This is a genomic window from Sinomonas sp. T428B, from assembly GCF_056780155.1.
On sequence record NZ_JBRAZR010000001.1, the window covers coordinates 2,606,690 to 2,621,774 of the forward strand.

Annotated in this window: 10 protein-coding genes and 1 tRNA gene; 3 read left to right on the forward strand and 8 right to left on the reverse strand. The window is 72.7% G+C overall.

Going from position 1 to position 15,085, the window contains the following annotated elements:
• Positions 1-183 precede the first annotated feature (183 nt).
• On the reverse strand, positions 184-1,704 hold the full coding sequence (locus tag ACUYMY_RS12035; RefSeq protein WP_481703781.1) for a S1C family serine protease: 1,521 nt from the start codon (positions 1,702-1,704) through the stop codon (positions 184-186).
• A gap of 253 nt (positions 1,705-1,957) precedes the next feature.
• On the opposite strand from ACUYMY_RS12035, the gene ACUYMY_RS12040 reads away from it, so the two are divergent.
• Positions 1,958-4,024: a TPM domain-containing protein gene (locus ACUYMY_RS12040; RefSeq protein ID WP_481703782.1), complete on the forward strand. Its 2,067-nt coding sequence runs from the start codon at positions 1,958-1,960 to the stop codon at positions 4,022-4,024.
• Between the two features lie 44 nt (positions 4,025-4,068).
• The gene (locus ACUYMY_RS12045) at positions 4,069-4,860 is read left to right on the forward strand and encodes a PspA/IM30 family protein (RefSeq protein ID WP_481703783.1); all 792 of its coding nucleotides are present in this window, start codon (positions 4,069-4,071) and stop codon (positions 4,858-4,860) included.
• 79 nt (positions 4,861-4,939) lie between these two features.
• On the opposite strand, the gene ACUYMY_RS12050 is transcribed toward ACUYMY_RS12045, so the two are convergent.
• From ACUYMY_RS12050 to ACUYMY_RS12060, 3 genes are all read right to left on the reverse strand, one after another.
• Positions 4,940-5,013 (reverse strand) — tRNA-Met (locus ACUYMY_RS12050).
• An 86-nt stretch (positions 5,014-5,099) separates the two neighbouring features.
• Positions 5,100-8,090, reverse strand: a complete 2,991-nt coding sequence (locus tag ACUYMY_RS12055; protein WP_481703784.1) for a UPF0182 family membrane protein — start codon at positions 8,088-8,090, stop codon at positions 5,100-5,102.
• Between the two features lie 182 nt (positions 8,091-8,272).
• Complete coding sequence (locus ACUYMY_RS12060) at positions 8,273-9,319, reverse strand: YlbL family protein (protein WP_481703785.1); 1,047 nt, start codon at positions 9,317-9,319, stop codon at positions 8,273-8,275.
• A gap of 214 nt (positions 9,320-9,533) precedes the next feature.
• On the opposite strand from ACUYMY_RS12060, the gene ACUYMY_RS12065 reads away from it, so the two are divergent.
• The gene (locus tag ACUYMY_RS12065; RefSeq protein ID WP_481703786.1) at positions 9,534-10,970 is read left to right on the forward strand and encodes a zinc-dependent metalloprotease; all 1,437 of its coding nucleotides are present in this window, start codon (positions 9,534-9,536) and stop codon (positions 10,968-10,970) included.
• A 90-nt stretch (positions 10,971-11,060) separates the two neighbouring features.
• Here ACUYMY_RS12065 and ACUYMY_RS12070 read toward each other — a convergent pair whose 3' ends face one another.
• From ACUYMY_RS12070 to nudC, 4 genes are read right to left on the reverse strand one after another with little or no spacing between them, the layout of a single operon-like run.
• Entirely contained in the window at positions 11,061-11,258 is a 198-nt protein-coding gene (locus tag ACUYMY_RS12070) for a hypothetical protein (RefSeq protein WP_481703787.1), read from the reverse strand.
• Between the two features lie 10 nt (positions 11,259-11,268).
• A complete protein-coding gene (locus ACUYMY_RS12075; RefSeq protein WP_481703788.1) occupies positions 11,269-11,853 on the reverse strand; it encodes a M48 metallopeptidase family protein in 585 nt (194 codons plus the stop codon).
• A complete protein-coding gene (locus ACUYMY_RS12080; protein ID WP_481703789.1) occupies positions 11,843-13,987 on the reverse strand; it encodes an ATP-dependent DNA helicase UvrD2 in 2,145 nt (714 codons plus the stop codon). The genes ACUYMY_RS12075 and ACUYMY_RS12080 overlap by 11 nt, the downstream gene beginning before the upstream one ends.
• Complete coding sequence (gene nudC, locus ACUYMY_RS12085) at positions 13,984-15,063, reverse strand: NAD(+) diphosphatase (protein ID WP_481703790.1); 1,080 nt, start codon at positions 15,061-15,063, stop codon at positions 13,984-13,986. The genes ACUYMY_RS12080 and nudC overlap by 4 nt, the downstream gene beginning before the upstream one ends.
• Between the last annotated feature and the right edge of the window lie 22 nt (positions 15,064-15,085).

Below are 15,085 nucleotides of genomic sequence, written 5' to 3' on the forward strand. Positions count from 1 at the left end.
TCCATACTCGCCGCTTCGGCCGCGGAGGGTCCGCGGCACACATGCGACCCGTCCGCCGGGCGGGGCACGCCGAAGCGGGCCCGCGGCATGCGGCAGCCGGGCACGCCCTAGCTAACCACACGCCCCGGCCCCGCGCCTGCTCTTTTTGACGTCCTGTGTCGGCGGGACGCTTCCGCGGGCCCGCTACGAGACTCCGCCGAGGGTCACGTCGAGCTCCATTGCCTGGCCGTTGCGCTCGAGCGTCACCTTGACGGTGGCCCCGGCGGCCTGCTCGCGGACGGCCGCGGTGAGCTCGCTCGCGTCGCCGATGTGCCGGCCGGCGAAGCCCGTGATGACGTCGCCCCTGCGGATGCCCGCCGTGTCGGCCGCCCCACCCCCGGTGACCTCCTCGACCTGCGCCCCCGAGGAGAACGACGAGCTCGTGCCGTTGGCCGCGTGCGGGCGCACCGACACGCCGAGCTGCCCGTGGCTGGCCTTGCCCTTGGCGATGATCTCGTCGGCGATGCGGTGGGCGTAGTTGGCGGGGATGCTGAACCCCACGCCGATGTTGCCGGCCGTGCCGCTCGCGTCCCCTGAGCCCGCCGAGGCGATCGCGACATTGATGCCGATGAGCTGGCCCTTGCTGTCGACGAGGGCTCCGCCGGAGTTGCCGGGGTTGATGGCCGCATCCGTCTGGATGACGTTGATGCTCACGCTGTTCCGGGCGCCGCTGGGCTGCTGGCCCTGCCCGGGGGGCGCGAACTGGAAGTCGTCCTTGCCGTTGCCCTGGGAGTTGTCGCCGCCCTCGGGGGCCGCTGAGGACGCGACGGAGATGGTCCGGTTGAGCGTCGAGACGATGCCGTCGGTGACCGTGTTGTCCAGGCCGAGGGGCGCGCCGATGGCCACGGCGATGTCCCCGACGTTGAGCTTCGAGGAGTCGCCGAACGTGACCGCCGGCAGCTGCGCGCCGTCGACCTTGACCACGGCGAGGTCGGAGAGCGGGTCCGTGCCCACGAGGGTGGCCTTGTACACCGAGCCGTTGCTCGCACGGACCTCGATGGACGGGTTGGCCGCCTGGCCGTCGAGCGTCACGACGTGGGTGTTCGTGAGGATGTGGCCCTGGTCGTCGATCACGACGCCGGAGCCGGTGCCAGACGAGTTGCCTGCGGTGACCCCGATCGTCACGACGCTCGGCGCGGCCTTCGCGGCCGCGGCCGTGACGGCGTTGACGCTGTCCTGGTTGTTGACGATGATCGGCGCGCTCTGGGCGGTCGACGACGTGCCGGTCGCCTGGGGGGCGAGCAGGCCCGCGCTCCCCGCGGCCACGCCGCCACCGAGCAGCCCGGCGACGAGCATCCCGCCGACGAGGACGCCGGTCCCCCAGCGCCGCCCCTGCTGCGGGGAAGTGCTCGGGCCCGGCCGGTAGAAGGACGAGCCCTGGGGCTGCTGGCCGGGAGCCTGATAGCCCTGGGCGTAGCCCTGCGGCCGGGGGCCGAACTGCCCCGACTGCGCACTGCTGCCGTACTGGCCGGGCTGAGCCTGCGGCCCGTTGCTGCCATAGCCCTGCGGGGGCTGGGAGGGCTGCTGGGGCCAGGCGAAGCCCTGCGCGGGCATCCGCTCGGTCGAGCCGGCCGCCGTCGCGCGCTCCCCGCCCTCGCCAGCCGCACGCTGCGGGCCGCTCACGGTGCGGGCGTCGTCGTCACGGGGTGCATCGGTCTCGTTCATCACTCGCGTCCTTTCCTGAACTGCTACCACTATGCCTCCACAAGCTGTGCCTGACGCTTCTGTTCTCTGGAAGTTCGCTGGGAGCTTCCCGATAGCCCTTCAGGCTGTTTCGCTTCGGGCGGAAGGGAGCGCTGACGCGCCGGCAGGGGCGGCCCATAGAATCGAGGTGACGTGCCAGCCCCCGCTGCGCCACGCGCGAGGGGGCGGTGCGGACCCGGGGCCGACGCCCCCGGGCGGAGCGAAGGGTTGCGCCATGCGTTCGACGCGGAAGACTCTCCTGACGGCCCTCGCGGCGGTCCTGCTCGTTCTCCTGCCCGCTGCCCCGGGATGGGCGACGGACCCGGTCACGATCCCCTCCGGCACCAACATCGTCGACCGTACCGGATCCCTCGGCGGCCGCGCGGGCGAGGTCGAGGGTGCGATCGACGAGCTCCGCGCGGACCACGGCGTCAACCTCTACGTCGTGATCGTGGACGCCTTCACGAATCCCAGCGACAGGGCCGGCTGGGCGGACGCCGTCGCAAGGATGAAGGGCATGGGCGCCCAGGACGTCCTCTTCGCCGTCGCCACGAGCGGCCAGTACCAGCTCGCGACCAGCAGCCGGAACACCCAGCTCTCCTCGAAGCGCGCCGCGATCATCCAGAACGCCATCGTGCCGAACCTGACGGGCGGCAACCCCGACTTCGCCCAGGCGGCGGTGGACACGGCCAAGGCGGTGGGCGACGCCGCAGGCGGCGGCAGCGGCGAGGTCTCCTCTGGCGGCCCGGGCGCCGCGCCGTGGCTCATCGGCGGCGGCCTCCTCGCCGTGGGAGCCGCGGGGGCCTACGTCCTGGCGCGCCGCCGGAAGGCCGCGGTGAAGCAGGGCGCCCCCGGATCCCTCGGCCCCGGCCAGGGGGAGCTCGACCCGCTCGCCGCGATGAGCGTGCCCGAGCTCCGCACGAAGGCCAACGGCCTGCTCGTCAGGGCCGACGACGCCGTCCGCTCGAGCGAGCAGGAGCTGGCCTTCGCCGAGGCCTCCTACGGGTCCGAGGCCGTCGCGGCCTTCACGGCGGCGCTCGCCGAGGCGCGGACGCACCTGAGCGAGTCCTTCAAGCTCCAGCAGCAGCTCGACGACCACATCCCGGACACGGAGGAGCAGCAGCGCACGTGGCTCGGGGACATCATCCGCCGCTCCGAGGCCGCGATCCAGTCCCTCGCCGAGCAGAAGGCGGACTTCGACGCCCTCCGCGAGCTCGAGCGGAACGCGCCGGGGGCCCTGAAGACCGTGGACTCGGGGGCCGCCGAGGCCGACGCCCGGCTCGTCACGGCGGAGGCCGCCCTCGCAGCCCTCCGCGAGCACTACGCGGGACGGTCCGTGGACCAGGTGGCGGACAATGTCAGCCAGGCCGCGGAGCGGCTGGCGTTCGTCGACAACGCCTCGGCCCGGGCCCGAGAGCTGCTCCAGACCGGCGAGACCGGCCAGGCCGCCGTCGCCGTGCGGGCGGCCGAGCAGGCGCTCCAACAGGGCCGCGTGCTCCTCGACGCGATCGACAAGGCCGCCACGTCGCTCGACACGGCCAAGCACGGGCTCGAGGCGGCCCTCGCCGACACCCAGTCGGACCTCGCGCAGGCCAAGGCGATGGCCTCCTCCCGACAGCACGCGGGACTTGAGACGACCGTCGCCGGCGTCGAGGCCGCCCTCGCCGAGGTTCGCCGGGAGCTCGACGCGGGCAAGGTCGACCCGATTGCCCTCCTCGAGCGGACCGAGAAGGCGCACGAGCAGCTCGACGACGCGCTCTCCGCCGTCCGGGACCGGCAGCAGCAGGAACAGCGGGCCGAGGCCTCGCTCCAGCAGGCGATCATGAGCGCGCAGGCGCAGATCTCCGCGACGAGCGACTACATCGCGGCCCGGCGCGGCGGCGTCGGCTCCGAGGCCAGGACTCGCCTCGCCGAGGCGCAGCGCAACCTCGACTATGCCCTGTCCATCTCGCGCAGCGACCCGACGACGGCCCTCGCCTACGCGCAGCAGGCGAACGCGCTGGCCTCCCAGGCCGGGCAGATCGCGCAGCAGGACGTGGACAGCTTCGCGGGCTCGGGCTGGGGCGGGGGCCCGGGCTACGGCGGCATGTTCGGCGGACGGCGGGACGGCGGCGGGATAGCCGGAGCCGTCCTCGGCGGCATCATCATCAACTCCATCCTCTCCGGCGGGGGCCACCACCACGGCGGAGGCGGCTGGGGCGACGGCGGCGGCTTCAGCGGCGGCTGGGGCGGCGACGGCGGGGGATTCGGAGGAGACTTCGGCGGCGGAGGAGACTTCGGCGGCGACGGCGGCAGCTTCTAGGCCGTGCGAACACAGCGAACGTTCCACCAACGAAAGGGAGCACCATGGTAAAGCAGTCCATCTTCGGTCGGATCGCACAGCTCGCGAAGGCGAACATCAACGCCCTGCTGGATCAGGCCGAGGACCCGCAGCGGATGCTGGACCAGATGGTCCGCGACTACACGAACAACATCGCCGAGGCCGAGTCCGCGATCGCCCAGACCATCGGCAACCTGCGGATGCTCCAGGAGGACCACGCCGAGGACGTCAAGGCAGCCCAGGACTGGGGCAACAAGGCCCTCGCCGCCTCCCGCAAGGCCGACGAATTCCGGAACGCCGGCAACGACGCGGACGCCGCGAAGTTCGACAACCTCGCCAAGGTCGCGCTCCAGCGCCAGATCTCCTCGGAGAACGAGGCGCGCAGCGCCGAGCCGAGCATCGCGAGCCAGACCGAGGTCGTGGACCGGCTCAAGAGCGGCCTCGAGCAGATGAAGAACAAGCTCAACCAGCTCACCGCCAAGCGGAACGAGCTCGTCGCGCGCAGCAAGACCGCTGCCGCGCAGGCGCAGGTGCACGATGCCCTGCGCAGCATCGACATCATGGACCCCACGAGCGAGGTGAGCCGCTTCGAGGAGAAGATCCGCCGCGAGGAGGCCAAGGTCCGCGGGCAGCAGGAGCTCGCCGCGAGCAGCCTCGACGCGCAGTTCAACGAGCTCGAGGACCTCGGCGAGCAGACCGAGATCGAGGCCCGGCTCGCGGCCCTCAAGCAGGGCTCCTCCCCCGCCGCGATCGGCCGTGGGGACAGCGCCAAAGCGTCCTCCGCAGCCGTGGACGAGGCGGATCTGGACAAGCTCTAGGCCCCTGCCGCGGGACCGCGGGCCCCGGGGCATGCGCGAAGGCCCCGGTCCGACGTACGGACCGGGGCCTTCGCATGAGTTGCGGGGACAGGATTTGAACCTGCGACCTCTGGGTTATGAGCCCAGCGAGCTACCGAACTGCTCCACCCCGCGGCGCACAGACAACATTACCAACAGGCGAACGCGGGGCCAAATCCGTCCCCGCGGACCCGCCCGGGGCGGGCCCGCGGGGTGCGCGGCTACTGGCTCGGAGTGGGCGATGCGGTGGGAGCCGGGGCCGTGGGGGCCGGCGCCGCGGGGGTACCCGCGCCCGCCGAGACCCTCGCCTCGGCGTCGAGCGCCCGCTGGAGCGCCGCGGAGAGCCTCTTCTGCGCCTCGCCGTAGGCGGCGAAGTCGCCGGCGGCGAGGGCCGTCTGCCCGTCCCGGATGGCCTGGTTCGCATCAGAGAGGGCCGTCCTCAGCTCCGCCCGTGCGTCCGCGGTCCCGTCACCGGTCGGCGGCTGCGGCTGGGCCGGGGCCTGGCCATTCTTGTCCGAGTCACCGGCCGCGGCGCCCGAGTCGCCACCGAAAAGCTGGTCGAGCGCGGCGTCGAGCGAGGGGGCGAAGCCGATCTTGTCACCGAAGGCCACGAGCACGCGCTGCAGGGTCGGGTACGAGGTCGTGCCCGTCGATTTCACGTACACCGGCTGGACGTAGAGCAGGCCGCCGCCCACGGGGAGTGTGAGGAGGTTGCCGTTGAGCACGTCCGAGGCGCCCTGGCGCAGCAGGTTGAGCGCCTGGGAGACGGTCGGGTCGGAGTTGAACTTGTTCTGCACCTGTCCGGGGCCCGGCACGAGGGTGTCCGTGGGCAGCTGCAGGAGCCTGAGCTTCCCGTACTCCGGGCCCTTCACCCCGGCCTGGCTGCCGGCGTCGGAATCCGCGGCGAGGAACCCGTACATGACCTCGCGGGAGGTGCCGCCCTCGACGATCTGCGGGATGAAGCTCGAGGTGAGCTGGAAGGCCGGCGCCTCCTGGTCCGGCATCTTCAGGCTCATGTAGAAGGGCGGCTGCTTGACCCCGGCCGTCGTGACCGTCGGGTCGTTCGGGACGCTCCAGACGTCGCTGTTGTTGTAGAAGCGGTCAGGGTCGGTCACGTGGTAGCGGCCGAGGAGCTCGCGCTGGACTTTGAAGAGGTCCTCTGGGTAGCGCACGTGGCTCATGAGCCCGGCGGACATCTCGGAGATGGGCTTGACCGTGCTCGGGAAGACCTTCTGCCAGGACTTGAGCAGCGGGTCCTGGTCGTCCCACGCGTAGAGGGTCACGGACCCGTCATAGGCGTCGACGGTGGCCTTGACCGAGTTGCGGATGTAGTTCACGGTCGACGCCGGCAGCTGGCTCGAGCGGTTGGCCGCGGTCTGGGAGTCGGCCGTGGCCTGCTGGAGCTGCTGCTGCTGGGAGTACGGGAAGTACTGGCTCGTCGTATACCCGTCGACGATCCACTTGACCCGGCCGTCGATGACGGCGGGGTACACATTGCCGTCGATCGTGAGGTACGGCGCGACCTTCTCGATGCGTTCGCGCGGGTTGCGGTCGTAGAGGATCTGCGACTCGGCGTTGACGCCGTCGGAGAAGAGCATGTCCGTGCTCTGGAACTTCACGGCGTAGAGCAGCTTGTTGAAGAGGCTGCCGACGTTGGGGCCGGCGTCGCCCTCGAAGGTGTACTGGGTCTCGCCGGCGCCGCCCTGGGGACGGTCCTGCTCGCGGGCCGGGGCGCCGTCGGGCGCGCCGACGATCGAGTACTCGGGCGAGTACTCGCCGAAGTAGATGCGCGGCTCGTAGCTGTCGTCCGTCCCCAGCACGCCCGTGGACGGGATGCCGGACTGCATGAAGACCGGCTTGCCCTCGACCGACGACTTGTTGCCGTAGGCGGCGACGACGCCGTAGCCGTGCGTGTACACGATGTGGTTGTTGTACCAGGACTGCTGGTTCGGGGAGAGGCCCTGCGGGTTGAGCTCGCGGACCGCGATCACGGTGTCCTGGAGCTTGCCGTCGATCGTGTAGCGGTCAACGTTGAGCGAGGGGGCGAACTGGTAGTACGGACGGTACTGCTCGAGCTGCTGGAACGTCGAGGAGACGAGGGTCGGGTCGAGGAGGCGGATGTTCGCCGTCGTCTGCGCGTCCTCGCGGAGCGCGCCGGGGGTCGCGTCGGTCGTGGCCCGGTAGTCCTGGACCTCGACCTGGTCGAGCCCGTAGGCCGCGCGGGTCAGGTCGATGTTGCGCTTGAGGTAGGGCCGCTCGACGTTCTGCTCGGACGGGCGGACCTGGACCTGCTGGATGACCCACGGGTACACGCCGCCCGCGAGGATTCCCGTGATCACGAGCATGGCCGTGCCGATGAGCGGCAGGCGCCAGCGGCCCACGACGGCCGCCACGACGAACAGGACGGCGACGATCGCGGCCGCGATGGCGAGGATCGCCTTCGTCGGTATGACGGCGTTGACGTCGGTGTAGAGCGCGCCGGAGACCCGCCCGGCGGAGCTGTAGAGCGAGCTGTAGCGGTCGAGCCAGAAGTTCGCCGCGATGAGCGCGAGCAGGACGGCGCCCGAGATCGCGAGGTGCAGCTGGGCGGGCCGCGCGGTGTAGACGCCGCTCTCGCTGATCCGGATCGAGCCGTAGAGGTAATGCGTGAGCAGCCCCGCGATCCCGGCGATCACCACGACGCCGAGCAGGTACCCGACGAGGGTCCCGAGGAACGGCAGGGTCATGAGGTAGAAGCTGAAGTCGAGCCCGAACTGGGGGTCGGTGGCGCCGAAGGGCTCCTGGTTGAAGAAGAGGGCGATCTTCTGCCACTGGCTCGCCGCGGCGGCCCCGGCGAAGAGGCCGAAGACGATCGGCACGGCGGCCATGACGATGCGCCGGACGGGCTCGAGCTGCTCCTGGTACCGGCTCAGCGGGTCCTGCGGGCCGCCGTCGGGGGCGTACACGGGACGGGCCCGGTACGCCATGCGCATGGCGGCGTAGATGGAGACAGCCATGACGAGCGCCGCGATGAGGAACACCGTCCCCCGGGCGATGTTCTGCCGGACGAACACCTCGAGGAAACCGAGCTGCTCGTACCACAGGACGTCGGTCCACAGCTGGGCGAGGAAGACGAATCCGACCACGAGGATGCCCGCGATCACGAGCGTCGGGATGAGCGCCCCCCTCCTGCGGCGGGGTGGGCTATAGCTGCCTGCGGGACGCGATGTCACGGTGTACCTCGTTGTCGGTGCGGTGTCGGGAGCTGTGTCGGTGCCGGTCCACTCTCGGGACCAGCGCGGTCGGTGCGGCGCGCAGGGCGTGCCGGTCTAAGTCAAGCACGCGCGGCCCAGCGCCGCAGTTCCCGCGCGGGGAACCGGCCACGGTAACGATTCGGCGTCGGCCCGCAGGTGGGTCAGCCAGCCGTGCACTGGGGCATGCCCGCAGGGTCCTCGCCGCGGGCATAGCCCTCGACGGCGGCCCGTGCGTCCGCGAGCGTCCTGACGCTCACGACGGCGAGCCCCTCCGGGATGTGCCCCACGACGTCGTCGCAGTTGGCCTCCGGCGCAAGGAACAGCGTGGCTCCCGCGCTCCGGGCCCCTTGGAGCTTCTGCGCGATGCTCCCGATCGAGCCGACCTTGCCGTCCGGCCCGATCGACCCCGTCCCGGCCACGTGCCGCCCGCCCGTCAGGTCCCCGGGGGTGAGCTTGTCGAGGACGGCGAGCGCGAACATCATCCCCGCGCTCGGCCCGCCCACGCTGCCGAGCTCGAACTGCACGTCGATCGGGAACTCGAAGCTGTAGCTGATCCCGACCCCGATGACCCAGCGGTTGTCGCGGCGCGTGGGCGTGACGGTCTCGGTCGCCTCGCCGCCGTCGCGCTCGACGACGACGGCGACCGGCGCGCCGCCGCCCGCCGCGAGCACGTCCTGGACGTCTGCCAGGGAGCCGACGGCCCGGCCGCCGACGCTCACGAGCCGGTCCCCCTCCCGGAGGCGGCCGGCCGAGGGCGAGTCCTCGAGGATCGCGGCCACGTCAAGGTGCTGGGTGAACGGGATCCCCAGCTCGCCCAGGGCCGCGGCGACGGCCGTGCCCTCTGAATCCTGCATGAGCGCCGCGTTCTGCTGGGCGACGTCCTCGCGCGTGACGTCCGGCGGGTAGACGACCCGCTCGGGGAGGATGGCCACCGTCGGGTCGAACCACGAGCGGGCGAGCTCGAGCAGGCCGACGTCCGTGTTGGGCCCGCCGTGCACGTAGACGGTCGTGATGTCGAGGTTCCCGCCGGCGTCGTACGAGTCGCGGCCAGAGACCGTGACGACCTCTTTCCCGCCTGTCTCGCCGAGCGTGTTGTAGGTCGGCCCGGGGATCTCGACGACGTACGGCACGGGGACGTTCGCGACCGTCAGCCCCAGCACAAGCGCCGCCGCCCCGCTGACCGCCGCTGCGAATCCCCTGCTGCCCACGCGCCCGTTCCCCCTCGCCTGCCTGAATCTGCCCGTGCCTGGCGGCGGGTTCCTCCGCCGTGGCTCATGACAGCCTAGGCCATCGTCCTGAACCCCTTCCGTGTGCCCCCTGTGTGCCGACAGCGAAAGGGGCCTGCCCGCCGCAGACACGTGTGCTGGCCCGCGGTACCGTGAGGGTGTCCCTCCCCATCCAGACGCAGTGATCGGCGGCACCATGACCACTCCAGACAAGCCCTCGGGCCACGACGACGAGCCTCAGGACCCGCTGTCCGAGCTCTTCGGCAAGCTCATGGGGGGCCAGGGCGGCATCGATCCCACCGAGATCGCCAAGGCCGCGGGCCTGCCGAGCGATCCGGCCGTCCTCCGGCAGATGTTCGAGCAGGTCCAGTCCATGATGGCCGCCCCCGCGGGCGAGGGCCCTGTGAACTGGCAGCTCGCCCACGACCACGCGCGCCGCACGGCGGCCGCGGCGAAGGACCCCTCCGTCTCCGGGACGCAGAACCGCGACGTCGACGAGGCGCTGCGCCTCGCCGAGCTCTGGCTCGACCAGGCCACCGACTTCCCGTCCACGGGCCTGATCGGCCGCGGCTGGTCCCGCGCCGAATGGATCGAGGCCACGATGGGAACGTGGCGCCGGCTCACCGAGCCCGTCGCCAACAGCATCGCGACGGCCCTCTCCACGGCCCTCTCGGAGCAGATGCCCGAGGAGATGAAGGGCCTGCTCGGCGGCGCCTCGAGCATGCTGACCAACATGGGCGGGGCGATCTTCGGCATGCAGCTCGGCGCGGCGATCGGCGCGCTCTCGGGCGAGGTCGTGAGCTCCTCCGACATCGGCGTGCCGCTCGTGGACCTCGAGATGGCGCTCCTTCCGGCCAACGTCGCGAAGTTCGGCGAGGGCCTCGGCCTCCCGGAGGGGGACGTGCGCCTCTACCTCGCTGTGCGCGAGGCGGCGCACGCGCGCCTGTTCATGCACGTGCCGTGGCTGCGCGGCCACCTGCTCGGCACGATCGAGGACTACGCCCGCGGGATCCACATCGACGTCTCCCGGATCGAGGAGCTCGCGCGGGACATCGACCCGAGCAACCCCGAGTCGATGCAGGAGGCCCTGCAGGGCGGCGTGTTCATGCCGCAGCGCACCCCCCAGCAGGACGCCGCCCTGGCCAAGCTCGAGACGGCCCTCGCGCTCGTCGAGGGCTGGGTCGACGAGCTCACCGCCGCCGCGACCGAGCGCGTGCTGCCCTCGGCGCCGGCCCTCCGCGAGGCCGTGCGCCGCCGCCGCGCGACGGGCGGTCCCGCCGAGCACGCCTTCGCGTCCCTCGTGGGCCTCGAGCTGCGGCCCCGCCGGCTGCGCGATGCCGCCGTCCTGTGGCACTCGCTGTCGCAGGAGCGCGGGATCGCCGGCCGCGACGCCATCTGGAAGCACCCCGACCTCCTGCCCACGGCCGAGGACCTCGACGACCCGAAGGGCTTCTCGGGCCGCCGCTCGCTCGCCGAGGCCAAGGACTCGGAGGTGGACGAGGCCCTCGCGAAGCTCCTCGCCGGCGGCTTCGACACCCCGGCCGAGGCCGGGGACGAGGGCACCGACAGCACTGGCAGCAAGGACGCCCCGGCGGACGACGACGAGGGCGGCTCCGCGGGCAAGGGCGCCTAGGCGTCGTCCCGGGGCAGATGTCCAGCAGAAATCCAGACGATGCAGACGGCCGCAGGGCCGCCACAGCGGATCGCCGTGGCGGCCCTGCGGCTAGTCGACGTCCTCGATGATCTGCCCGTACGGGATCCGCTCGTCGATGTGGGCCTGGAGCAGGTGCGGGTCCAGGACGATCCGGACACCCGCCGTCTGGTCCGCCGCCGACTGCAGCAGGACGGGCCGCACGGTGTCGATGAAGATCGGGTCTCGGCCCTCGAGGTACTTCCTGTAGCTGGCTGGGAGCTCGCTCATGGGCGAGAGTCTAGACCTGCTCCTCGTCGTCGATAAGGCCCCAGCCGCCGTCGTCCGCGCCCCCTCCCGGAGGCCCTCCGGGCCGTGTCCCCGCGAAGGCGACCCCCGCGAGGAACGCCTTGGCCTCGTCGAGCCGCGGGTATCCCTCGAGCAGGCGCCAGAAGGCCGGCCCGTGGCCGGAGACGAGCAGATGCGCGAGCTCGTGCAGGATCACGTAGTCGACGACCCAGCCGGGCATGCCCTGGAGCTCGTGCGAGAGCCTGATGGTGCGCTGCGAGGGCGTGCAGGAGCCCCAGCGCCGCCGCTGGTTCGTGACCCAGCGGATGGACGCGGGGCGCGCCCGTCCGCCGAGGTACTCCGAGGAGAGCTCGCGCCCTCGGGCCAGGAGCGCCTCGTCGCCGGCGGGCCCGCTGCGCCGTGCCGTGTCCTCTCTCAGCCGCGTGACCATGCGCTCGACCCAGTGCGCCTCCTGGGCGCGCGTGAAGGCGGCCGGGATCGCCACGACCGCGGTCCCGCCCTCCCAGAAGGCGGAGACGGTCTTCTTCCGGCGCGCCGAGCGGCGCACCTCGACGCGGGGCGTCGTCTCAGGCGTCACGGAGCAGCTCCAGGACGGCCTCGCCGTAGCGGTCGAGCTTGGCCTTGCCCACCCCTGCGACCTGGGACAGCTCCCCGAGGCTCGAGGGCTTCGCCTCGGCGATGGCCGTGAGGGTCGCGTCGGTGAAGACGACGAAGGCCGGAACGTCGGCCTCGCGCGCCTGCTCGAGCCGCCACGCCCGCAGGGCCTCGAAGGTGGCCTCCTCGTACGTCGGCGGGCAGTTCGAGCACCGGCCCACCTTGCGCTCCGCGCCGGTGGCGAGGATCGTGCCGCACACCCTGCAGGCCGTGGGGGCCTTGAGCTCGCGCCGGGCCCGCCGCGCCCCGCCCTGGGAGTGCGCGGAGGTGGCCCCCGCCGGGCGCAGCCCGTCGAGGAAGCGGGAGGGCCGGCGGTGGGCGCGCCCGCCCGGGGTCCGCGAGAGCGACCAGGACAGGTGCAGGAACTCTCGGGCCCGCGTGATGCCGACGTAGAGGAGCCGCCGCTCCTCGTCGACGGTCACGGGAGTGTCCGCGAAGGAGATCGGCACGAGGCCCTCGCTCAGGCCCACGAGGAACACGGCGTCCCACTCGAGGCCCTTGGCCGCGTGCAGGGACGCGAGCGTCACGCCCTGGACGGCCGGGGCGTGCTGGGCGGCGGAGCGCTCCTGCAGCTCGGCGACGAAGTCCGGCAGGCCGAAGCCCTCGCCCCGCGCGGCCGAGAGCTCGTCCGCGAGGGCCACGAGGGCGGCCAGTGACTCCCAGCGCTCGCGCGTCGCGCCGCCTCCCGTCGGCGCCTGCTCGGAGTACCCCAGCGAGGACAGGACGTCGCGCACCCGCTGGGCCAGCGGCACGCCGTCGTCCGCGTCGGCGCGCGCGGCGCCGCGGAGCTGGAGCAGGCCGTCGCGGACCTCGCGCCGGTTGAAGAAGCGCTCGCCGCCGCGCAGCTGGTAGCCAATGCCCGCGGCGCTGAGGGCCTGCTCGAAGGCCTCGGACTGGCCGTTCGTGCGGAAGAGCACGGCGATGTCCTTGGGCTCGGTGCCCGCGGCGATGAGCGCCGCGATGCGGCGGGCGACGGCGGCGGCCTCCGCCTCGTCGTCGGTGCACTCGGCGAACTCCGGCTCCGGCCCGGAGGGACGCTGCGCGACGAGCCGGAGGGGCTCGGCCCAGCGGGCATCCGCGGCCGGGCCGCCGCTGCGCCTGGCCGAGAGGAGCTCGTTGGCCAGCCGGACGACCTGCGGCGTCGAGCGGTAGTCCCGCACGAGCCGGATGACGGCGGCGCTCGGGTGCCGCTTGCCGAACTCGAGCAGGTGCGCGGAGGTCGCGCCGGTGAAGGAGTAGATCGTCTGGCTCGCGTCGCCGACGACGCACAGCTCCTCGCGCCCGCCGAGCCACAGCTCGAGGAGCCGCTGCTGGAGCGGCGAGACGTCCTGGTACTCGTCGACCACGAAGTGCCGGTACTGCTCCCGGACGGTGGCGGCGACCTTGGGGTCCTCCTGGAGGATGCCGACCGTGATGAGCAGGACGTCCTCGAAGTCGATGAGGTTCCGGTCCACCTTGACGTCCTCGTAGGCCTGGAAGAGGCGCGCCACCGTCTGCGGCTGCAGCCCGCCGGGCTCGCCGCGGCCCGTCGCCCCTTGGAGGTACGTCGAGGGCGTGAGCATGGACACCTTGGCCCACTCGATCTCCGAGGCGAGGTCCCGGATCGCGGCACGGTCCACAGTGAGGCGGAGCCTGCGCGCCGCCTCCGCGATGGTCTGCGCCTTGTGCTCGAGCAGGCCCGGCACGGCGCCGCCCACGGCCTGCGGCCAGAAGTACTGCAGCTGGCGCAGCGCTGCGGCGTGGAACGTGCGCGCCTGGACCCCTCCGACGCCGAGGTCGCGCAGGCGGCTGCGCATCTCGGCGGCGGCGCGAGCAGTGAACGTCACCGCGAGGAGCCGCTGCGGCGAGTACACGCCCGTGTGGACGCCGTAGGCGATGCGGTGCGTGATCGCCCTCGTCTTGCCCGTGCCCGCGCCGGCGAGCACGCACACCGGCCCGTGCAGGGTGGTCGCGACCTCACGCTGCTCCTCGTCGAGCCCGCCGAGGAGCCGCTGCTCGAGGCTGCCCTCGGGGAAGCGGGGGGCCTCCTCGATCAGGCCCGGCTCGCCGGAGCTCATCGGCCGGTCCCCGCGGGCTCGGCGATGCGGCCGCCGAACCAGTGCTCGATGAGCGCGCGGGCGATCGAGAGCCGGCTCGGGAGCGTGATCTCGCCCGAGAGGACGGCGGCCTGGAGCTCGTCGCGCTCGAACCAGCGCGCGCGGACGACCTCGGTGCCGTCCGGCTCCGCGGCGACGTCCTCCGTGCGGGCGGTGAAGCCGAGCATGAGCGAGGCGGGGAAGGGCCATGGCTGGGATCCGAGGTACTGGCAGTCCGTGACGCGCACGCCCACCTCCTCCGCGATCTCCCGGACCACGGCCTGCTCGAGGGACTCGCCGGGCTCGACGAAGCCGGCGAGGGTCGAGTACATGGTCGAGCGCATCTGCGCGCCCGTGCCCAGCAGCACCCGGCCGTCCGGGCCCACGACCGTGACGATGATGGCGGGGTCCGTCCGGGGGAAGTGCTCCGAGCCGTCCTGCGGGCAGCGGCGCACCCAGCCGCTGTGCACGACGTCGGTCGGGGTGCCGCAGCGGGGGCAGCGCACGTGGGCCTCGTGCCAGTTGGCGATCGCCGTGGCCTCGATGAGGAGGGCCGCCTCAACGGCGTCGAGCCCCGCCCCGGCCTCCCGGAAGCCCGCCCAGTGGGTGCCGTCGGGCAGCAGGCCAGGCGCTGGGACGGCCGGCTCCGACATGACGCCCTCGGCGGGCTCGACGGGCTCGGGCAGGGCGACGAGGACGACGTCGGCGCCCGGCTGCGCGCCCTCCCCCGCGGGATGCGCCGCGCCGTCCTCGGCCAGGCGGCCGAGGTACACGACGAGCCCCTCGAGCCATGCGGCCGGCAGGAGCCTGGCCGGGATCAGCGCGAGCCGCGCGCCGTCGAAGGCTGCCCGCCGCTGGGAGACCAGGAGCGCGACGGTGCCTGAGGCGCGGAGCACGTCGGGGAGGAAGGAGGCCTCGGCGCGCTCGGCGGACCGGCGGTCAATGGCGGCCGGGGCCACGGGAAGGAGCGTCTCGGCCAGCCGACCCGCAGCCTCGGGATGCGAGCGCTGGGAGCCGGGCGCACGCACAGTGCTGACGGGGAGGGGGCCGGAAGTCATACCCTCTACGGTACTGACCCCC

Coding starts and splice junctions, on each gene's coding strand:
- ACUYMY_RS12080 (WP_481703789.1), bottom strand. CDS start 13,987: ATGAGCTCCGGCGAGCCGGGCCTGATCGAGGAGGCCCCCCGCTTCCCC.
- ACUYMY_RS12035 (WP_481703781.1), bottom strand. CDS start 1,704: ATGAACGAGACCGATGCACCCCGTGACGACGACGCCCGCACCGTGAGC.
- nudC (WP_481703790.1), bottom strand. CDS start 15,063: ATGACTTCCGGCCCCCTCCCCGTCAGCACTGTGCGTGCGCCCGGCTCC.
- ACUYMY_RS12070 (WP_481703787.1), bottom strand. CDS start 11,258: ATGAGCGAGCTCCCAGCCAGCTACAGGAAGTACCTCGAGGGCCGAGAC.
- ACUYMY_RS12045 (WP_481703783.1), top strand. CDS start 4,069: ATGGTAAAGCAGTCCATCTTCGGTCGGATCGCACAGCTCGCGAAGGCG.
- ACUYMY_RS12065 (WP_481703786.1), top strand. CDS start 9,534: ATGACCACTCCAGACAAGCCCTCGGGCCACGACGACGAGCCTCAGGAC.
- ACUYMY_RS12040 (WP_481703782.1), top strand. CDS start 1,958: ATGCGTTCGACGCGGAAGACTCTCCTGACGGCCCTCGCGGCGGTCCTG.